We start from the raw sequence: 16,311 nt of genomic DNA on the forward strand, positions 1-16,311 counted from the left end.
CATGAAACGAGGAATGAAAGGAACTGCTGGATGGCACAGCATTCGGGAGCATTTGTAAGGAAAAAGGAGTAAAAGAGGGGCTAAATTATGTACAGTATATTCTGTACGAACTTTAGGTACTGAAACAACATTTTATCAGGTTTGTGTTGGATGAACTTTTTGTTTAACATGAATTGAGTCGAAACAATGTTACAGGATGTTATCTCGATGATGACAATCATGTTACGGAAAAAAAGAGGTGAATATGGTGCCGATCATCAAAGTGGAAAATCTATCCAAGGTGTTTGGGAAGAATATCAAGTCTGCGCTGGAATTGGCGGAAGCAGGCAAGACAAAAGAAGAGATACTTAAAGAAACAGGAAGCACAGTTGGTGTCAATCGTGCATCATTCGAAGTGGAAGCAGGTGAGATCTTTGTTATCATGGGTCTCTCTGGAAGTGGTAAATCCACATTGGTGCGTCTGATCAACCGTCTGATTGAACCAACAACGGGTGATGTTTATATCGATGGAGAAAACCTGGCAAAAATGGATAAAAAGGAACTTCGCCGGGTACGCCGGGAAAAACTGAGCATGGTTTTCCAGCGATTTGGTTTGTTCCCGAACAGGACGATTCTGCAGAACGCGGAATATGGACTGGAAGTACAAGGAATCAGCAAAGAGGAAAGAACCAAGAAAGCGAAGGAATCCCTGGAGCTTGTTGGCTTGGGCAGTTATCTGGATCAATATCCAGGGCAATTGTCCGGTGGTATGCAGCAGCGTGTCGGATTGGCAAGAGCCCTTGCCAATGATCCCGAAGTCATGCTGATGGATGAAGCTTTTTCAGCGCTCGATCCGCTGATCCGGAAAGATATGCAGGATGAATTATTGGACTTGCAGGAAACGATGAAGAAGACCATCCTGTTCATCACGCATGATTTGGACGAAGCACTGCGAATCGGTGACCGCATCGCTTTGATGAAAGATGGGCATATCGTCCAGATTGGCACTCCTGAGGAAATCCTCATGAATCCGGCGAATAGTTATGTCGAGAAATTCGTAGAGGATGTCGATCGAGCAAAAGTACTTACTGCTCAGCAGATCATGAAACGGCCAGAAACAGTCAGCATAGATAAGCATGGACCTCGGGTGGCATTGGAACGCATGCGGGAAGCTGGTCTGTCCAGTATCCTGGTTGTCGATGGCAAACGTGTACTGCAAGGTATCATAACTGCAGATGCGGCGAATGAAGCGAGAAAGAATGAAGTGAAAAACTTATCAGAAATCGTTCAGCGGGATGTACCGACAGTAGAGAAGGATACACCGCTGCATGACTTGTTCGCGGTCATCCATGATTCGCCGGTTCCATTGGCCGTTACGGAAAACGGAAAGCTATTGGGAATTATCGTCAGGGGTGCGGTTATCGGCGCGCTTGCTGGTGAGGGTGAGGTGAACGAACATGCTTGATTTCATGGAAAACGTAGAAGCACTGCCAGTCGCAGATTGGACATCTGATTTCGTCGATTGGCTGACCGATACATTCGCGTTCCTGTTCGATCCGATAAAGGATGGTTTAGGCGATTTGATGGACATGATCACATCAGGTCTCGATGCTATTCCGCCTGTCATTTTTATTTTGCTGGTTGCCCTATTAGCCTTCTTCATGACAGGAAAGAAATTCGGTTTGGCGGTATTCAGTATCGTCGGTCTATTGTTCATTTGGAACCAAGGATTGTGGGACCAGCTGATTGATACGTTCACACTGGTGCTGACTTCCAGTATTTTGTGTATCATCATCGGTGTTCCTATCGGTATTCTGATGTCTAAAAGTAAAATTGCACAATCCATCATCACGCCTATTCTAGACTTTATGCAGACAATGCCAGCCTTCGTTTATTTGATTCCGGCAGTGGCATTCTTCAGTATCGGTGTTGTGCCAGGTATTTTTGCATCCTTGATTTTTGCGACTCCGCCTACTGTACGTTTTACCAATCTTGGCATTCGCCAAGTGTCCGATGAGCTGGTGGAAGCTGCAGATGCCTTTGGCTCCACTGGGGCACAGAAGCTATTCAAAGTGGAATTGCCAATGGCAAAATACACCATAATGGCAGGTATCAACCAAACAGTCATGCTGGCGCTCTCCATGGTCGTCATCGCATCCATGATCGGTGCTCCCGGTCTTGGCCGTGAAGTATTGTCTTCCTTGCAGCGAGCACAGGTCGGCCCGGGATTCGTTGCTGGTCTGAGCATTGTTGTGCTTGCAATCATCATTGACCGTTTTACCCAAAATATTTACAAAGATAAAACCAACTAAATGAATGCAGCCCGAAATGGGCGCTTTCAATAAATAGAAGGGGAGTTCGATTTCATGAAAAAGTGGAAAACATTAGGTGTGGCAGCTGGACTGGCGTTGACATTGGTAGCAGCAGGATGCGGGAATGACAGCTCCAGCTCTGACAGCTTCAGTGAGCAAGTGGATTACACGATCACCGGGATTGAAGCCGGTGCGGGTGTCATGAGTGCGACAGAAAAAGCAATCGAAGATTATGATCAGTTGGACGGCTGGACATTGCAGCCATCCTCCAGCGGTGCTATGGCTACAACCTTAGGTGAAGCTATCAAGGATGAAGAGCCGATCATCATTACAGGCTGGACACCGCATTGGATGTTCAGTAAATATGACCTGAAGTATCTGGAAGATCCAAAAGGTTCATTCGGAAGTGAAGAAACAATCAATACAATGACTCGCCAAGGATTTGCCGACGATGTCCCTGGTGCGAACAAAGTGCTTGATCAATTCAATTGGACGACAGATGATATGGGAGAAGTCATGCTGGAAGTGAGCGAAGGCACAGACCCTGCAGATGCAGCACGCAACTGGGTGGATGAGCATCAAGATAAAGTAGCTGAGTGGACTAAAGGAGCCGAGAAAGGCAATGGTCAGGAAGTAAGCCTGACTTATGTCGAGTGGGATTCCGAGGTCGCTTCCACGAATGTTATGAAGGTTGTGCTGGATGACTTGGGATACAAGACAAAGATTACGCCGCTTGATAATGCAGTTATGTGGCAATCAGTTGCCAATGGAGAAGCGGATGCCATGGTAGCGGCTTGGCTTCCGACTACACATGGCGATTTGTATGAACAATACAAAGACAAGGTTGTTGACTTAGGGCCTAACTTGGAAGGTGCGAAAACAGGCTTGGTTGTACCTGAGTACGTAGATGCAAATTCCATTGAGGATTTGGAAGCGAAATAAGATGGCTGTCATAAGAGGCCCTTTCTTTTAAAGAAAGGGCTCTTTTGATTTACGGTCAATGAAAAAATGCTCTCCATCACGGAGAGCATTTTTCATGCATCACTGTTTTTCTGATTCGCTTTTTCTTCCAGTTCCTTCAAGGTTTTCTCGATTTGAGACAAGCTTTTCTGGATATTTTTCTGATGCGGTTCAACTGTGCGTTTCCAGCTTTCGATGGAAGTCTTGACTTCAGCTGATAGTTCCTTGAACATAGCAGCGCCTTCTTTGGACGTTCTGGCGATTTGTTCTTTCAGCTGTGTTCCTTCATTTTTTAGATTGTTGAATGTGACCTTCCATTCGTCAGTGCGCTGTTTTGCGTCTGCGCGCAGTTCCTTGCCGGAAGATGGTGCTGTAAGCAAAGTGATTGCAGCGCTGACCGTGCTGCCTACGAGTATACCTAAAGCGATTGATTTGCCATTAGCCATCATTATCACTCCTTCCTACTTCATTATACTATTTTCTCGTCTTATGTAGCAGTGAAACCTATTGGGATGCGCTTACTTGATTTTACTGCTGATTGCTTCCGCCAATTCAGCAAGGTGCTCACTGGCAACACTGTCATGCTGCTCGAAAGTGGCGTGGAAGCCATCCTCTTTTCCATACCTAGGGATCAAATGCACATGCAGATGGAAGACAGTCTGTCCTGCTGCAGCTTCTGTGTTGCTCAAAATGTTCAATCCAGCTGGCTGAAAAGCATCTTTGATCGCATTCGCCACCCGGGGTACACGCGCGAATACTTCCTGGGCCACTTCGGGCGGTGTTTCGTATATATTCTTCGTATGTGTCTTCGGAATGATGAGGGTATGTCCCTTCGTCACTTGGCCGATATCCATAAAAGCAAGTACTTGGTCATCTTCATAGACTTTTGCCGAAGGCAGTTCGCCAGCTGCGATTTTACAGAAGATACAATCCTTTTCGTGCATACGATCACTCCTTTAATATGTATACATATTGTATAAAGGAATGGACATGCTTGTAAAGTATGTCGAATGAAATAGGCAGACATCCCGTAACGGCCGGAATGTTGGAATTCTTCGCGTTTTGGGAGTGTCTGCCTCTGAAGCAAGGCTGCCAAGAGTAAAACCATTTCGAACTGTACAGCGGCTTACGGAGTTTGCGCCAGTACACTTTCAGCTTGCTTACAGGTTGTAAATCAGCTTACTTTCGGACGTAGCGGTTTGTATCTCCTGCCAACACCTCATTTTCAAATGAATGGGTCCTGCTTGAAAGGAAACCCTCTTGGCAGCTTCTTTGCTTCGAAATTAGTATGTGCAAGCCTGATGGAGGTTATAACCGTTTTATTTTGGCAAATACGGCGGGCTTTGGTAAACTTTTAGCAGGAGAGTGCCTTAAGAAAGGGGAACGGATAATGCAGCCTTTATTACATATAGATTCACTTACAGGCGGATATACACATAAAAATGTCCTGCATGATATATCTTTTAAAGTCGATGCAGGGGAAATTGTCGGCCTCATCGGCCTTAACGGAGCTGGAAAGAGTACGACAATCAAGCATATCATCGGACTCATGCAGCCCAAGGGCGGCAGTATCCAAATCAATGGGAGCACGTTTGCCGCTTCACCTGAGACATATCGGAGCAATTTTTCGTACATTCCGGAAATGCCGGTGCTGTATGATGAATTGACGTTATATGATCACTTGCGTTTGACTGCACAGGCTTATGATCTGTCGCAGGAGGATTTTGATAAACGGCTTCCGCCTTTGCTGAAAGAATTCAGGCTTGAAAAGAAGCTGAAGATGTTCCCGGTCCATTTTTCAAAGGGGATGCGTCAAAAAGTGATGATCATGTGTTCATTCCTGGTCGAACCAAATCTATATATTGTGGATGAACCATTCGTCGGGCTTGATCCGCTCGGCATTCAGTCATACCTGCAGCTGATGAATCAAGCCAAGGAGAATGGGGCTGGCGTATTGATGTCCACGCATATCCTGGCCACTGCGGAACGTTACTGCGATCGTATCGTCATCCTGCATGACGGAAAGCTGCGGGCGGCTGGTACGATGGAGGAGCTGCGCAATGAATTCGGTATGCGGGATGCGACGCTGGATGATTTGTATGTCCAACTGACGAAGGAAGAAGACAGCCATGTTTAATGCGGAGACATTTTTCAAGCAGCGGCTTTCCGAGCATATGAAGGAAATGAACCGTTATCTGCGTTATATATTCAATCAGCATCTTATGATAGCCATGCTCTTCCTGCTTTCGGGGCTTGCTTATTATTATCAGCAGTGGCTTGAAACATTGGCTCCGGATTTTCCTGCACCGCTTTTGATTGGTGCCGTATTTGGTCTTTTGGCGAGCTACAGCCCGGTTCGAACGTTATTGAAGGAAGCGGATATCGTGTTCCTGCTTCCGCTTGAGTCAAAGCTGCATCGTTATTTCAAGTTGACGATCGGCTATAGCTTCTTCACCCAGCTCTACATGCTCATCCTGGCTGCAGCGGTGCTGGCGCCTTTGTTTTTTGCGGCTGGACTTGGGGAAGGCTTTGTATCCTATCTCCTTGTATTTGTCGTCCTGCTTGTATTTAAGCTATGGAATCTACATATGAATTGGTGGATGCTGAAAGTCCGGAATGTCAATATAAGAAGAATGGAACAGGCGCTGCGTGTGGTTTTGAATATCGGATGCTTTTGGCTCTTTTTACGCGGAGATTTGCTGGCTGCTGCCGTTTTGACAGTTCTATTTGTTGTACTGCTCATCGCAGACTATAGCATCAGCAGAAAGCAAGGCGGGCTGGCCTGGGACTTGCTGATTGAAAAAGATCAGGCCCGTATGCAGGCGTTTTACCGAATTGCGAACCAATTTGCCGATGTTCCGCATTTGAAGACAAAAGTCCATAAGCGTCAATTTGTCGTCAATCTTTTTACGGGGCGTGTTCCTTTCGAGCAGACACATACGTATGATTATCTGTTCCGGGTCACTTTCGTCAGGGGAGGGGACTACTTCGGACTGTTCCTGCGGCTGACGGTCCTTGCCGGGGTCATCATTTACTTCATTCCCAATCTTTGGGTGCAGCTGGCGTTTGCTTTGTTATTCCTTTATTTAACCGGGTTCCAGCTCATCGGTTTGTGGAAGCATCATCGGACCATAGCCTGGATGGATCTTTATCCGGTACCGGATGCTACCCGGAAACGTGCTTTATTAGCTCTTTTGCAGCAATTGGCAGTCATACAGGCGGTATTGCTTAGCCTGGTATTCCTGCTCCGTGCCGATGTGCTTGGGTTCGGTTTGGCGCTTGCGGCCGGCGTGGCATTTGGACTTGGATTTGTCCGGATGTATGTGCCAAAACGGTTGAAATAGGAGGGAGTCGGATGGGGGAAGATCATTATAAGGAAAGAAAACTGAAGGAAGCAATGTTCTATTATCATTCCCTGCAGCGGCGCAGCGGCAGGTTTCAGCGATTTTCCAAGGGTGCCCAGGATTCGATCACCGATAAGATCCCAGCGACGGTGCATAGCGCAATCACGGCTGCAATCCGCCAAATGATCGAGCTCAGCCTGACATCCTCCAACTATATCTATCCAATTCAGGTTGAAGAGAAGTGGAGTTTTGAACAAAGGGAAAAAGAAGTCCGGAAAGTGATCAATCGTTACAAAACGACAGCGAGATTGGAAGGAGCAGGCACTGGGGCCGGAGGCATCCTTTTAGGCATGGCCGATTTCCCGCTCCTGCTCAGCATCAAGATGAAATGTTTATTCGATATAGGCAGGATTTATGGCTTCGATGTGACGGGATTCAGCGAAAGGGTATTTCTGCTGCAAATATTCAGCGCCACTTTCTCAAGCGGTGAAACAAGGGTGAAGCTTTGGGAAGAAATCCGTCATTGGAATGACGTAAGCGGGGCCATCGAAGACGTCAATTGGCGTGTGCTGCAGCAGGAATACCGGGATTATATCGATTTAATCAAAATGGTCCAGCTTCTGCCAGGTGTCGGAGCCTTTGTCGGTGCCATCATAAATGGCAAGTTTCTTGAACAGCTAGGTACTGCGGCAATGCATGCTTACCGGATCCGCATGCTAAAATAAAAGATCAGCGCGAAGTCCGCGCTGATCTTTTATTGTTTATTGGTATGCCATACATGTGCTGAGCAATGTTTTGGCAGCGATGACCATTGCACGTTCATCGAAATCGAATTTCGGATGATGATGCGGATAGTAATGATCTTCTTTCTTGGCTCCTGTGAAGAAGAATGCTCCTGGCTTGTTATGCAAATAATAAGCGAAATCCTCGCCTGTCATAGTTGGCAGTACTTTGTTGGCTTCCCGGACTTCTGCCACTTCCTTGGAAGCATCCAGAACCAGCTGTGCTTGGGCCGGATGATTGATCACGGGCGGATATCCTTCGATATACTCATACTTATAGCTTGCGCCATTAGCTGTTGTTATACCTTTCAGCACATTTTCAATTTCCGCTTTGATCTGTTTTTGAACAGCCGTGTCAAAAGTGCGCACGGTACCAGTCAGCTTCGCTGAATCGGCAATGACATTAAAGGCGGCCCCAGCCTCGAACGTACCGATCGTGATGACAGCTGTATGCAGTGGATCCAAGCGGCGGCTGATGATTTGCTGCAGTGCTGTCACTACTTGAGAACCAATCAAGACAGCATCTTTGGTTTGATGCGGCTGAGCGCCATGTCCGCCTTTACCGATGATCTCGATCTCGAAGCGGTCCGCTCCGGCCATGAATTCTTTATCCGCGGTTTCGATCGTGCCCAGCGGAGTGTTGGACCATAGATGTGTTCCGAATACAGCATCGACATCATCTAAAATACCAGTTTCAATGATGGATTTAGCACCGCCTGGGGCATATTCTTCTGCGTGCTGGTGGACGAATACGAGTGTGCCCGGTAATTCATCCTGCAGAGCTTTTGCTGCTTTGGCGATGCCCAGCAAAGTGGCCGTATGTCCATCGTGCCCGCAAGCGTGCATCACATTGGGAACTGTCGATTTATAAGGAACCTCGTTTTCTTCCTGAATCGGCAAAGCATCGAAATCTGCCCGCAGTGCAATCTTTTTACCTGGCTTACCACCTTTCAAAGTGGCGACTACACCATTTCCTCCGACATTTTTTTTATAAGGGATGCCAAGCTTTTCGTATGTATCCGCGATATAGGCAGCTGTCTTTTCTTCTTTAAAGGACAGCTCTGGATGCTGATGAAGGTATCTTCTTGTAGCAACCATATCCTCATACAATTCATCGATTTTGCTGAATAATTCTGTTAGCATGCTGCACCAGCCTCCTTCATTTGTGTGAAATAAGACCAGTATAGCACATTTTTTAATAATAATTATTGTTTTATTCAGAAAAAAGACATGACGAAACCCATAACCATCAGATTATGGGTTTCGTTTATCAGGATAGACGGGAGTCATTCAAAAGGCGGTTCAGTTCGTCACGATGGTTTGTTTCATCGGCAATCAAATCCTCCAGCTTTGTGACAAGCTCCGTCATATTGAGATCTTCAGCCTGCTGTTTGCGTTTTTCGTACCGCTCGATTGTAGCCTGTTCCGCATCACGGGCTTCTGTCAGCATTTTTGTTACATCTGTGTGATACGGTACTTCTGCCGGAACAGTGGTAGGGGTACCGCCCAGAGTGACGATTTTATCCGCCAGGTATTTTGCGTGGCCGATTTCATCCGAAATCTCATCCTCGAAGAATGGTTTCAATACCGTGCGATATAGACCTGAAACAGCCGCGCTGTATGTAGTATACATGATGGAAGCTGCGTATTCGTTCGCCAAGTCTACATTCAAGCCATCGATCAATTCTTGTAATTGGGAATCCTCTTTGATTTTCCTTACGTTGTCTGCCATGTTTATCATCCTTTCTGATTGGCTATCTGTAGAGTATATTCCCCGTGCATTTGTTTTCTAAACCATCATCGTAGTAAAATCATTCAGAGGTGAAAAGATGGAGCTGCCACACAGAAGAAAATATATACTGCTATTTACGATTTCCATCATCATAGCTGCTGCATTGACGCTCGATGTCGCTTTTCATCCGGATCCGCTGCTGGACCGGTGGACGGCACCGTTTGCTCGATCCTTGCAGGATACGATTTGGTATGATTTCTTTCGCTGGGTCACAGAGTTTGGTTCCAGTACTGTTTTGACCGTCCTTGCATTTTTATTCGGTCTTTTCTTAGCCTTGAAAAAACGGGATTTGATCGGTGCAGGTGTCGTGTTTACGGCGACAGCCATAGGCTATCAATTCAATTTTCTAATTAAAGGGCTTGTGGAGCGGGAACGTCCAATTATACTGGCATTGGTGGATGGGGAGGGTTTCAGCTTTCCTTCGGGCCATTCGATGGTATCTCTCATCACATATGGCATCATCCTGTATTTCCTGTGGCATTTTCTTAAGAACAGCCAGCGGTATATCGCTGCTTTCCTGGCAGCTTTGATCGTATTGCTGATCGGTTTCAGCCGATATGTCCTTCGTGTCCATTACTTGACCGATGTGCTGGCTGGTTTTGCTTATGGAATGGTCTTTTTATTGATTTGGATTTTGTTATATAAGTGGCTGCAGCATAAGCTTGGAAGACGGGAAAAAGCTCGTTCATATTGAATAGGCAAAGACAAGAGCCTGTCCAACCGCATGGACAGGCTCTTGTCATTCTTCATTGTCGATAAAATAGGTGGTGACGTAAGCCGGACCTGCGCTGAATGGCGGCCGCTTCGGCTGATCGGCATCTTTTTTATGGGCATGCTGGAATGCTTCGGACTTCTTCCAATCTTCAAAGTGCTGTTTGCCTTCCCAAGCCGTCAGTACAAGATATGTGTTGCCTGATCGAGGTCTCAACACTCGGAGCGCCTTAAAACCAGGCGTTTGATCGATTTTGCCTGCCCTGCGCTTGAAGACATCCTCAAATATAGGGCGTCCCTCCTCTGTGACAGGGATGTTGTTAATCGCGATGTACCCTTCGTCAGGGATATCACCTGTGCCTGTTACCTGTTCATATGTACGAGGTGCTGTGAATTTTGCTGCATTTGGTTCCTCTGTATAGGCAAGAGCGCCCTCCGGACCTTCGAACACCCAGATTTTCGCTTGCTCTTTTTTCTTCAGCTGACGAAGGAATTCTGTTGTACCATTGGTGAAGTATGCAATCATTTGTATTCAACCTCCCGGCATTATGTTAGAGTCAGTGTAGCAATTCCATGATACGCAATGCAAGCCAGGACCCCAAACGGCAGGAAAGATGGGTAAATGGCATTTTTTGTCGTATAATAAGGATTATAGAATGAACATGGGGATACGTAAGAGGTGAAACGAACGTTATGAAACGATCAGAACATAAGCAGCACCTGCGTATGCGCCGAAAGACTTTTTATCTTTTCGGGGCAGGTGTCATATTGGCAGGTTTGACTGCTGTCTATATCCTCTTGTTTTTCGGGGGAAGACTCGTTATCGATAAAGATGATTTGACACTGAAGGCTGCTTCGACTGTCGAAAACCAAGACGGGGAAATGATTGCACAGTTTTATGAAGAAAACCGGAAGCCTGTCAAATTCGATGAAATATCCGAGCATGTTAAAAATGCTTTTGTTTCCATTGAGGATGCCCGTTTTTACAGCCATCATGGTATCGACTTGCGGGCGACTGCCAGAGCGCTGTACCGCGATATCCTGGCGATGAGCAAAGTGGAAGGCGGAAGCACGATAACGCAGCAGACAGCGAAGAATCTTTTCTTCAAGAATGATAAGACTTTCACTCGAAAAGCGAAGGAAGCGATGGCTGCCATCTACTTGGAGAAGCATTACACGAAGAATCAGATCCTGGAATACTATCTGAATGAAATTTATTTCGCGCACGGTCTTTATGGCATCGAGTCAGCTGCCAACTATTACTTCAACAAGAGCGCAAGCGATTTGACTCTTTCAGAGAGTGCGATGCTGGCCGCATTGTCCAAAGCGCCCAATACGTACTCGCCGAATAATAATCCGGATCTGGCAAAGGAAAGACGAAATTTGGTGCTGGATGAGATGGAGGAGCAGGGCTATATCACGAAGGAAGAAAAAGACGCCGCACAAGCGGAGGACCTTGGCGTGACGGAGCCTGAAGAGGAACAGGAGCGTCCTTGGATCGAGAGCTATATCGATCTGGTGGCAGAAGAAGCGCAGGAGAAATATGATTTATCTTTGGAGGACCTGCGCACCGGAGGTTACCGGATCGTAGTGAACGTGGATGAAGATATCCAGCGTACGGCTTACGAGACAATGAAGGATGATACGTATTTCGATGGCTCGACAGAGGGCGTCGAGGGGGCTTTTGTCATGCTTGATCAGAACTCCGGCAAAATCGTCGCGGCTGTGGGGGCGCGTGATTTCAAGTATGGGGACATGAACAGGGTGACGGTGCCCAGGCAGCCCGGATCTGTGATGAAGCCGCTCGCTGTTTACGGGCCGGCACTGGATACGGGAGACTATAATGCGTACAGTGAGCTACCTGATGAGAAGGAAACATATGAGGGGGATTACACGGTTTCCAACTATGATGATCAGTACGAGGGCGATATCACGATGTATGAAGCCCTGCAGGAATCGAAGAATACGACGGCTGTTTGGCTGCTCGATCAGATCGGTATCAATACGAGCAAGTCATACTTGGAAAAGATGCATATCGATCTGCCGGATAAAGGTCTGTCCATCGCCCTTGGCGGTTTGGAGAAAGGTTTGACACCGCTGCAAATAGCAGAAGGTTTCCGCACGTTTGCCCATGAGGGGCAGTGGGTCGAATCCCAGTCCATCAACGTGATTTATGACCGGAACGGGGAAGCAGCCTTCGAAGCAGATCCACAGACGGAGGATGTATTTTCCGAACAGACGGCCTGGGATATGACTCGCATGCTGCAAGGAGTCATCACGGGCGGTACTGGAACTGCAGGGACCTATTATGGAGCGTTGGCTGGCAAAACGGGTACGACACAGCATCCGCTAGTGGATGGTGCTGATAAAGACGCATGGTTTGCCGGTTATACCCCTGAATATGTCGCTGTGAGCTGGATGGGATACGACAATTCGACAAAAGAAAACTATTTGGAGAGCGGCAGCTCGATGCCGACAGCACTCACGAAATCGATCTTGCGTCAAGTTTCCCAATACCGGACGATGTCATCAAGCTTTGAAAAGCCGGAGAATGCGGAGGATATCGGCGGTCCGGTTGAATTGCCGACAATCACGGATGCATCGATTTCCTATGGTTTCGGAGGTTTGAGACTAGTCAATGCCGATTTGACGTGGACGGCGAGCGATGACAAGCGGATCGTCTATCATATTTATAAAGAAACGGACGATGGCGCAGAGAAAATCGGGGAAGTACAAGGGAAGGGATCCTTCACAGTGGATAAAGTCAATCCGCTGAAAGACACTTCCTACTATGTGGTTCCATTCAATCCGCTGACGGATGAAAGCGGCGCAGAATCCAACCATACAGTCCTTTCTGGTTTCGGATTCTGACAAATTTCACGACTCTGACACAAATCGACAAAAAATAGCGATTTTTATGAGCCAAATGTATGCAAACGCCAATGAAATTTCGTATAGTTGGAAACGGATAATGAGGAGACGAAGGAGAAGGATTATGCCTAAGATCAAAAATGATACAATGCTGCGTGCTTTCCGCGGGGAAGCAACGGATTACACGCCGGTATGGTATATGCGCCAGGCAGGGAGATCGCAGAAAGAATACCGCGAGCTGAAAGAGAAATACTCCTTGTTTGAGATCACGCATCAGCCGGAGCTTGCAGCTTATGTGACGAGACTGCCGGTCGAGCAGTACGATGTCGATGCTGCAATCCTATATAAGGATATTATGACGCCACTGCCTGGAATCGGTGTGGATGTCGATATCAAGTCAGGAATCGGACCGGTGATCGCCAACCCCATCCGCAGCGTCCAGGATGTGGAGAGGCTTGGCACTTTGGATCCAGAGCGGGATATACCTTATATCCTGGATACGATCAAGCTCCTGACAGAAGAACAGCTGGAAGTACCGTTAATCGGTTTTTCCGGTGCGCCGTTTACATTGGCGAGCTACATGATCGAAGGCGGACCGTCAAGGAATTATCATAAAACGAAATCGCTTATGTATAGTGACCCTGCTGCATGGTTCGCATTGATGGACAAACTTGCCGAAGTATCCATCACGTATGCGAAAGCACAAGTGAAGGCGGGGGCGTCTGCCATCCAAATTTTCGATTCCTGGGTAGGTGCGCTGAATGCTGCGGATTACCGCACGTATATCAAGCCGACAATGGAGCGCATTTTCAGTGAATTGCGTGAAACCAATGTCCCGCTCATCTTATTCGGTGTGGGGGCAAGCCATTTGATATTGGAATGGAATGATCTGCCGGTGGATGTCATTGGTTTGGACTGGAGACTATCCATTCGGGAAGCAAGAGAGAAGGGCATTACGAAGACACTTCAAGGCAATCTCGATCCAGCGTTCCTGACAAGTGACTGGAAGGTGCTGGAGGAGCGGACAAAATCGATCCTGGATCAAGGCCGGGAGGCTGGTCCGCATGTATTCAACCTTGGCCACGGCGTGACGCCGGAAATACAGCCAAGTGTGCTGAAGAAGCTGACTACCTTCATCCATTCGTATTCCGCAAAACAAAATTCTATTCTTTAACCCGAGGTGTAAGACATGACAAAGAAAAAAGTTGGTTTACTGGTAATGGCGTATGGCACGCCATATAAAGAAGAAGATATCGAGCGTTATTATACGGATATCCGGCATGGACATAAGCCTACACCGGAGATGCTGGAGGATTTGACAAGCCGTTATAAAGCAATCGGCGGTATTTCCCCGCTTGCCCGTATCACGCAGGAACAAGCTGCTGCACTTGAAACAGCGCTGAACAAAGCGCAGGATGCCATCGAATTCAAAGCTTATCTTGGCCTGAAGCATATCGAGCCTTGGATCGAAGACGGTGTTGCTGCAATGGCGAAGGATGGTATCACAGAAGCCATTTCCCTCGTATTGGCACCACATTACAGTACATTCAGTGTCAAATCCTATAACGAGCGTGCCCAAAAAGCAGCTGCCGAAGCTGGCAACCTTCAGATTACGTCCGTGGAAAGCTGGTATGATGAGCCGGGATTCATCAAACACTGGTCAGATAAGATTTCCGAAATTTTCGCTGGCATGGACAAGGAAGAACGTGAAAAAGCAGCATTGATCGTATCTGCTCACAGCCTTCCGGAAAAAATCCTTCAGCATGGCGATCCATACCCAGATCAGTTGAAGCGTACAGCTGAGTTGATCCAGGAGCAGACTGGCATCAAGAATGTCGAGCTTGGCTGGCAGAGTGAAGGGAACACGCCTGATCCGTGGCTTGGGCCGGATGTACAGGATCTTACACGCGAGCTTTACGAGAAAAAAGGCTACCGTTCCTTCGTCTATGCTCCAGTTGGATTCATCGCGGATCATTTGGAAGTACTCTATGATAATGACTACGAATGTAAGGTCGTGTGTGACGAATTAGGTGCAAAATACTACCGTCCGGCAATGCCGAATACAGATCAGCAGTTCATCGATACATTGGCAAAGGTGGTTTTGGATCAGCAGGCACGAGTTGAGCGACATGGCTGAGAAAAAACAGATTGCAATCGTCGGGGGCGGCATTGCCGGCCTGACGACTGCATATTACCTGCAAAAGCAGATACGCGCCTATCGTCTGGACTATGAGGTAAAGCTGTTTGAAGCTTCCAGCCGCCTTGGCGGGAAGATCGAGACGCTGAAAAAAGATGGATTCATGATCGAACGCGGTCCGGATTCCTTTTTAGCACGTAAGGAATCAGCATCGCGCTTGATTCATGATATCGGCATGGAGAAGGATCTTGTCCGGAACAATACAGGTCAATCCTTTATATTGGCAGGCAAGAAACTGCATAAAATGCCGAAACGTGCTTTCATGGGTGTGCCGACGGAATTGAAACCTTTCTATCAGTCACGCCTTTTGTCAACAAAGGCGAAAGCACGTATCAGTGTGGAACCGATGCTGCCGAAAGGAAAAGAAGCACAGGATCAATCCATGGGCTTATTCTTCCGTCGCCGATTTGGCGATGAGCTGGTGGAAAATGTGCTCGAGCCCCTATTATCTGGTGTATATGCCGGCGATATCGATGAATTGAGCCTGATGGCGACATATCCGAAGTTCTATGAAGTGGAGCAGCAGTACGGAAGTGTGATCAAAGGACTGCAGGCCACGATGCCGAAGCCTCCGAAACAGAAGAAAAATGTGAAGCCGCCAGGTGCATTCCTTTCCTTGAAGAATGGACTGCAATCCTTGGTGGACGGGCTGGAAAAGCAGCTTGATCCAGGAACCGTCCAACTGGAAACAAGTGTGGATCATATTGAGCGCAAAGACGATCATTATCATCTGCTGCTCGGTAACGGCGAGGTATATCGTGCAGATGCCGCCGTCCTTGCGTCTCCTTTCTTTGCTGTCCAGCGCATGCTGAGCCAGTATGATTTCATGGAACAGCTGAGGGAAATGAAGGCGACATCCGTTGCCACGGTAGCAATGACATTCGATGCATCGGCAATCAAGAAGGATATCGACGGTACGGGCTTCGTTATCTCCCGTAACAGTAAATATCGGATCACTGCTTGTACATGGACGCATAAAAAGTGGGAAGGTACCACACCGGATGGCAAAGTTATGCTTCGCTGCTACGTCGGCAGACCCGATGACAGTGGAGTGGTGGACTTATCGGATGAGGAAATCGTCCAAATTGCCTTGAAGGATTTGAACAAGATCATGAAAATAAAAAGCAAGCCGCTCTTTTCCGTTGTCAGCCGCTGGAAAAAAGCGATGCCGCAATACGTTGTCGGTCATCTGAAGCGAGTTGCCGATGTGCGTGCCAACATGAAAATCCACTTGCCGGGCATATTCCTGGCAGGAGGGTCCTACGATGGAATCGGTATTCCCGATTGTATCGACAGCGGTGAGGAAGCTGTACAGAACGTACTGGCTTACTTGCGTGAAAAAAGCTTCTCCTGAGGGAGAAGC

At 47.5% G+C, this 16,311-nt stretch carries 16 protein-coding genes; 11 read left to right on the forward strand and 5 right to left on the reverse strand.

Translation table 11 applies throughout. From position 1 onward, the window contains the following. The first annotated feature begins 247 nt into the window (after positions 1–247). Genes CHH53_RS12690 through CHH53_RS12700 form a run of 3 tightly spaced genes read left to right on the forward strand, consistent with a single transcriptional unit; the run spans position 248 to position 3,233 of the window. Positions 248–1,444 (forward strand): quaternary amine ABC transporter ATP-binding protein, encoded by a 1,197-nt coding sequence (locus CHH53_RS12690; RefSeq protein ID WP_095216527.1) that lies wholly within the window; start codon positions 248–250, stop codon positions 1,442–1,444. Next, complete coding sequence (locus CHH53_RS12695) at positions 1,437–2,291, forward strand: ABC transporter permease (protein WP_095216509.1); 855 nt, start codon at positions 1,437–1,439, stop codon at positions 2,289–2,291. The genes CHH53_RS12690 and CHH53_RS12695 overlap by 8 nt, the downstream gene beginning before the upstream one ends. Before the next feature lie 54 nt (positions 2,292–2,345). Further along, the gene (locus CHH53_RS12700) at positions 2,346–3,233 is read left to right on the forward strand and encodes a glycine betaine ABC transporter substrate-binding protein (RefSeq protein WP_095216510.1); all 888 of its coding nucleotides are present in this window, start codon (positions 2,346–2,348) and stop codon (positions 3,231–3,233) included. Between the two features lie 92 nt (positions 3,234–3,325). Here CHH53_RS12700 and CHH53_RS12705 read toward each other — a convergent pair whose 3' ends face one another. Continuing rightward, the gene (locus tag CHH53_RS12705) at positions 3,326–3,700 is read right to left on the reverse strand and encodes a YtxH domain-containing protein (RefSeq protein WP_340082279.1); all 375 of its coding nucleotides are present in this window, start codon (positions 3,698–3,700) and stop codon (positions 3,326–3,328) included. A 69-nt stretch (positions 3,701–3,769) separates the two neighbouring features. Then, the gene (locus CHH53_RS12710) at positions 3,770–4,195 is read right to left on the reverse strand and encodes an HIT family protein (protein ID WP_095216512.1); all 426 of its coding nucleotides are present in this window, start codon (positions 4,193–4,195) and stop codon (positions 3,770–3,772) included. 446 nt (positions 4,196–4,641) lie between these two features. Between CHH53_RS12710 and CHH53_RS12715 the strand changes: the two genes are divergently transcribed. Genes CHH53_RS12715 through CHH53_RS12725 form a run of 3 tightly spaced genes read left to right on the forward strand, consistent with a single transcriptional unit; the run spans position 4,642 to position 7,320 of the window. Next, complete coding sequence (locus CHH53_RS12715; RefSeq protein ID WP_095216513.1) at positions 4,642–5,388, forward strand: ABC transporter ATP-binding protein; 747 nt, start codon at positions 4,642–4,644, stop codon at positions 5,386–5,388. Further along, positions 5,381–6,595, forward strand: coding sequence for an ABC transporter permease (locus CHH53_RS12720; protein WP_095216514.1), 1,215 nt, complete (start codon positions 5,381–5,383; stop codon positions 6,593–6,595). The genes CHH53_RS12715 and CHH53_RS12720 overlap by 8 nt, the downstream gene beginning before the upstream one ends. 11 nt (positions 6,596–6,606) lie before the next feature. Beyond that, positions 6,607–7,320, forward strand: coding sequence for an EcsC family protein (locus CHH53_RS12725; protein ID WP_095216515.1), 714 nt, complete (start codon positions 6,607–6,609; stop codon positions 7,318–7,320). 36 nt (positions 7,321–7,356) lie between these two features. Here the strand turns inward: CHH53_RS12725 and CHH53_RS12730 are convergent, their stop codons facing one another. Together CHH53_RS12730 and CHH53_RS12735 are read right to left on the reverse strand one after the other, a co-directional pair. Beyond that, positions 7,357–8,520: a M20 metallopeptidase family protein gene (locus tag CHH53_RS12730; protein WP_095216516.1), complete on the reverse strand. Its 1,164-nt coding sequence runs from the start codon at positions 8,518–8,520 to the stop codon at positions 7,357–7,359. Between the two features lie 127 nt (positions 8,521–8,647). Continuing rightward, a complete protein-coding gene (locus CHH53_RS12735; RefSeq protein WP_095216517.1) occupies positions 8,648–9,109 on the reverse strand; it encodes a ferritin-like domain-containing protein in 462 nt (153 codons plus the stop codon). 97 nt (positions 9,110–9,206) lie between these two features. Here CHH53_RS12735 and CHH53_RS12740 point away from each other — a divergent pair, with 97 nt between their 5' ends. Then, complete coding sequence (locus tag CHH53_RS12740) at positions 9,207–9,863, forward strand: phosphatase PAP2 family protein (protein ID WP_095216518.1); 657 nt, start codon at positions 9,207–9,209, stop codon at positions 9,861–9,863. Between the two features lie 45 nt (positions 9,864–9,908). Here the strand turns inward: CHH53_RS12740 and CHH53_RS17845 are convergent, their stop codons facing one another. Beyond that, positions 9,909–10,406, reverse strand: a complete 498-nt coding sequence (locus tag CHH53_RS17845) for an antibiotic biosynthesis monooxygenase family protein (RefSeq protein ID WP_095216519.1) — start codon at positions 10,404–10,406, stop codon at positions 9,909–9,911. 167 nt (positions 10,407–10,573) lie between these two features. Between CHH53_RS17845 and CHH53_RS12750 the strand changes: the two genes are divergently transcribed. From CHH53_RS12750 to hemY, 4 genes are all read left to right on the forward strand, one after another. After that, positions 10,574–12,751, forward strand: a complete 2,178-nt coding sequence (locus CHH53_RS12750; RefSeq protein WP_095216520.1) for a transglycosylase domain-containing protein — start codon at positions 10,574–10,576, stop codon at positions 12,749–12,751. A 124-nt stretch (positions 12,752–12,875) separates the two neighbouring features. Beyond that, positions 12,876–13,925, forward strand: a complete 1,050-nt coding sequence (hemE, locus tag CHH53_RS12755) for a uroporphyrinogen decarboxylase (RefSeq protein WP_095216521.1) — start codon at positions 12,876–12,878, stop codon at positions 13,923–13,925. Positions 13,926–13,940: 15 nt separating this feature from the next. Beyond that, positions 13,941–14,888, forward strand: a complete 948-nt coding sequence (gene hemH / locus CHH53_RS12760) for a ferrochelatase (RefSeq protein WP_095216522.1) — start codon at positions 13,941–13,943, stop codon at positions 14,886–14,888. Continuing rightward, positions 14,881–16,302: a protoporphyrinogen oxidase gene (gene hemY / locus CHH53_RS12765; protein ID WP_095216523.1), complete on the forward strand. Its 1,422-nt coding sequence runs from the start codon at positions 14,881–14,883 to the stop codon at positions 16,300–16,302. The genes hemH and hemY overlap by 8 nt, the downstream gene beginning before the upstream one ends. The last annotated feature ends 9 nt before the right edge of the window (positions 16,303–16,311 follow it).

This window comes from Terribacillus sp. 7520-G, assembly GCF_002271665.1.
Taxonomy (GTDB): Bacteria; Bacillota; Bacilli; order Bacillales; family Amphibacillaceae; genus Terribacillus.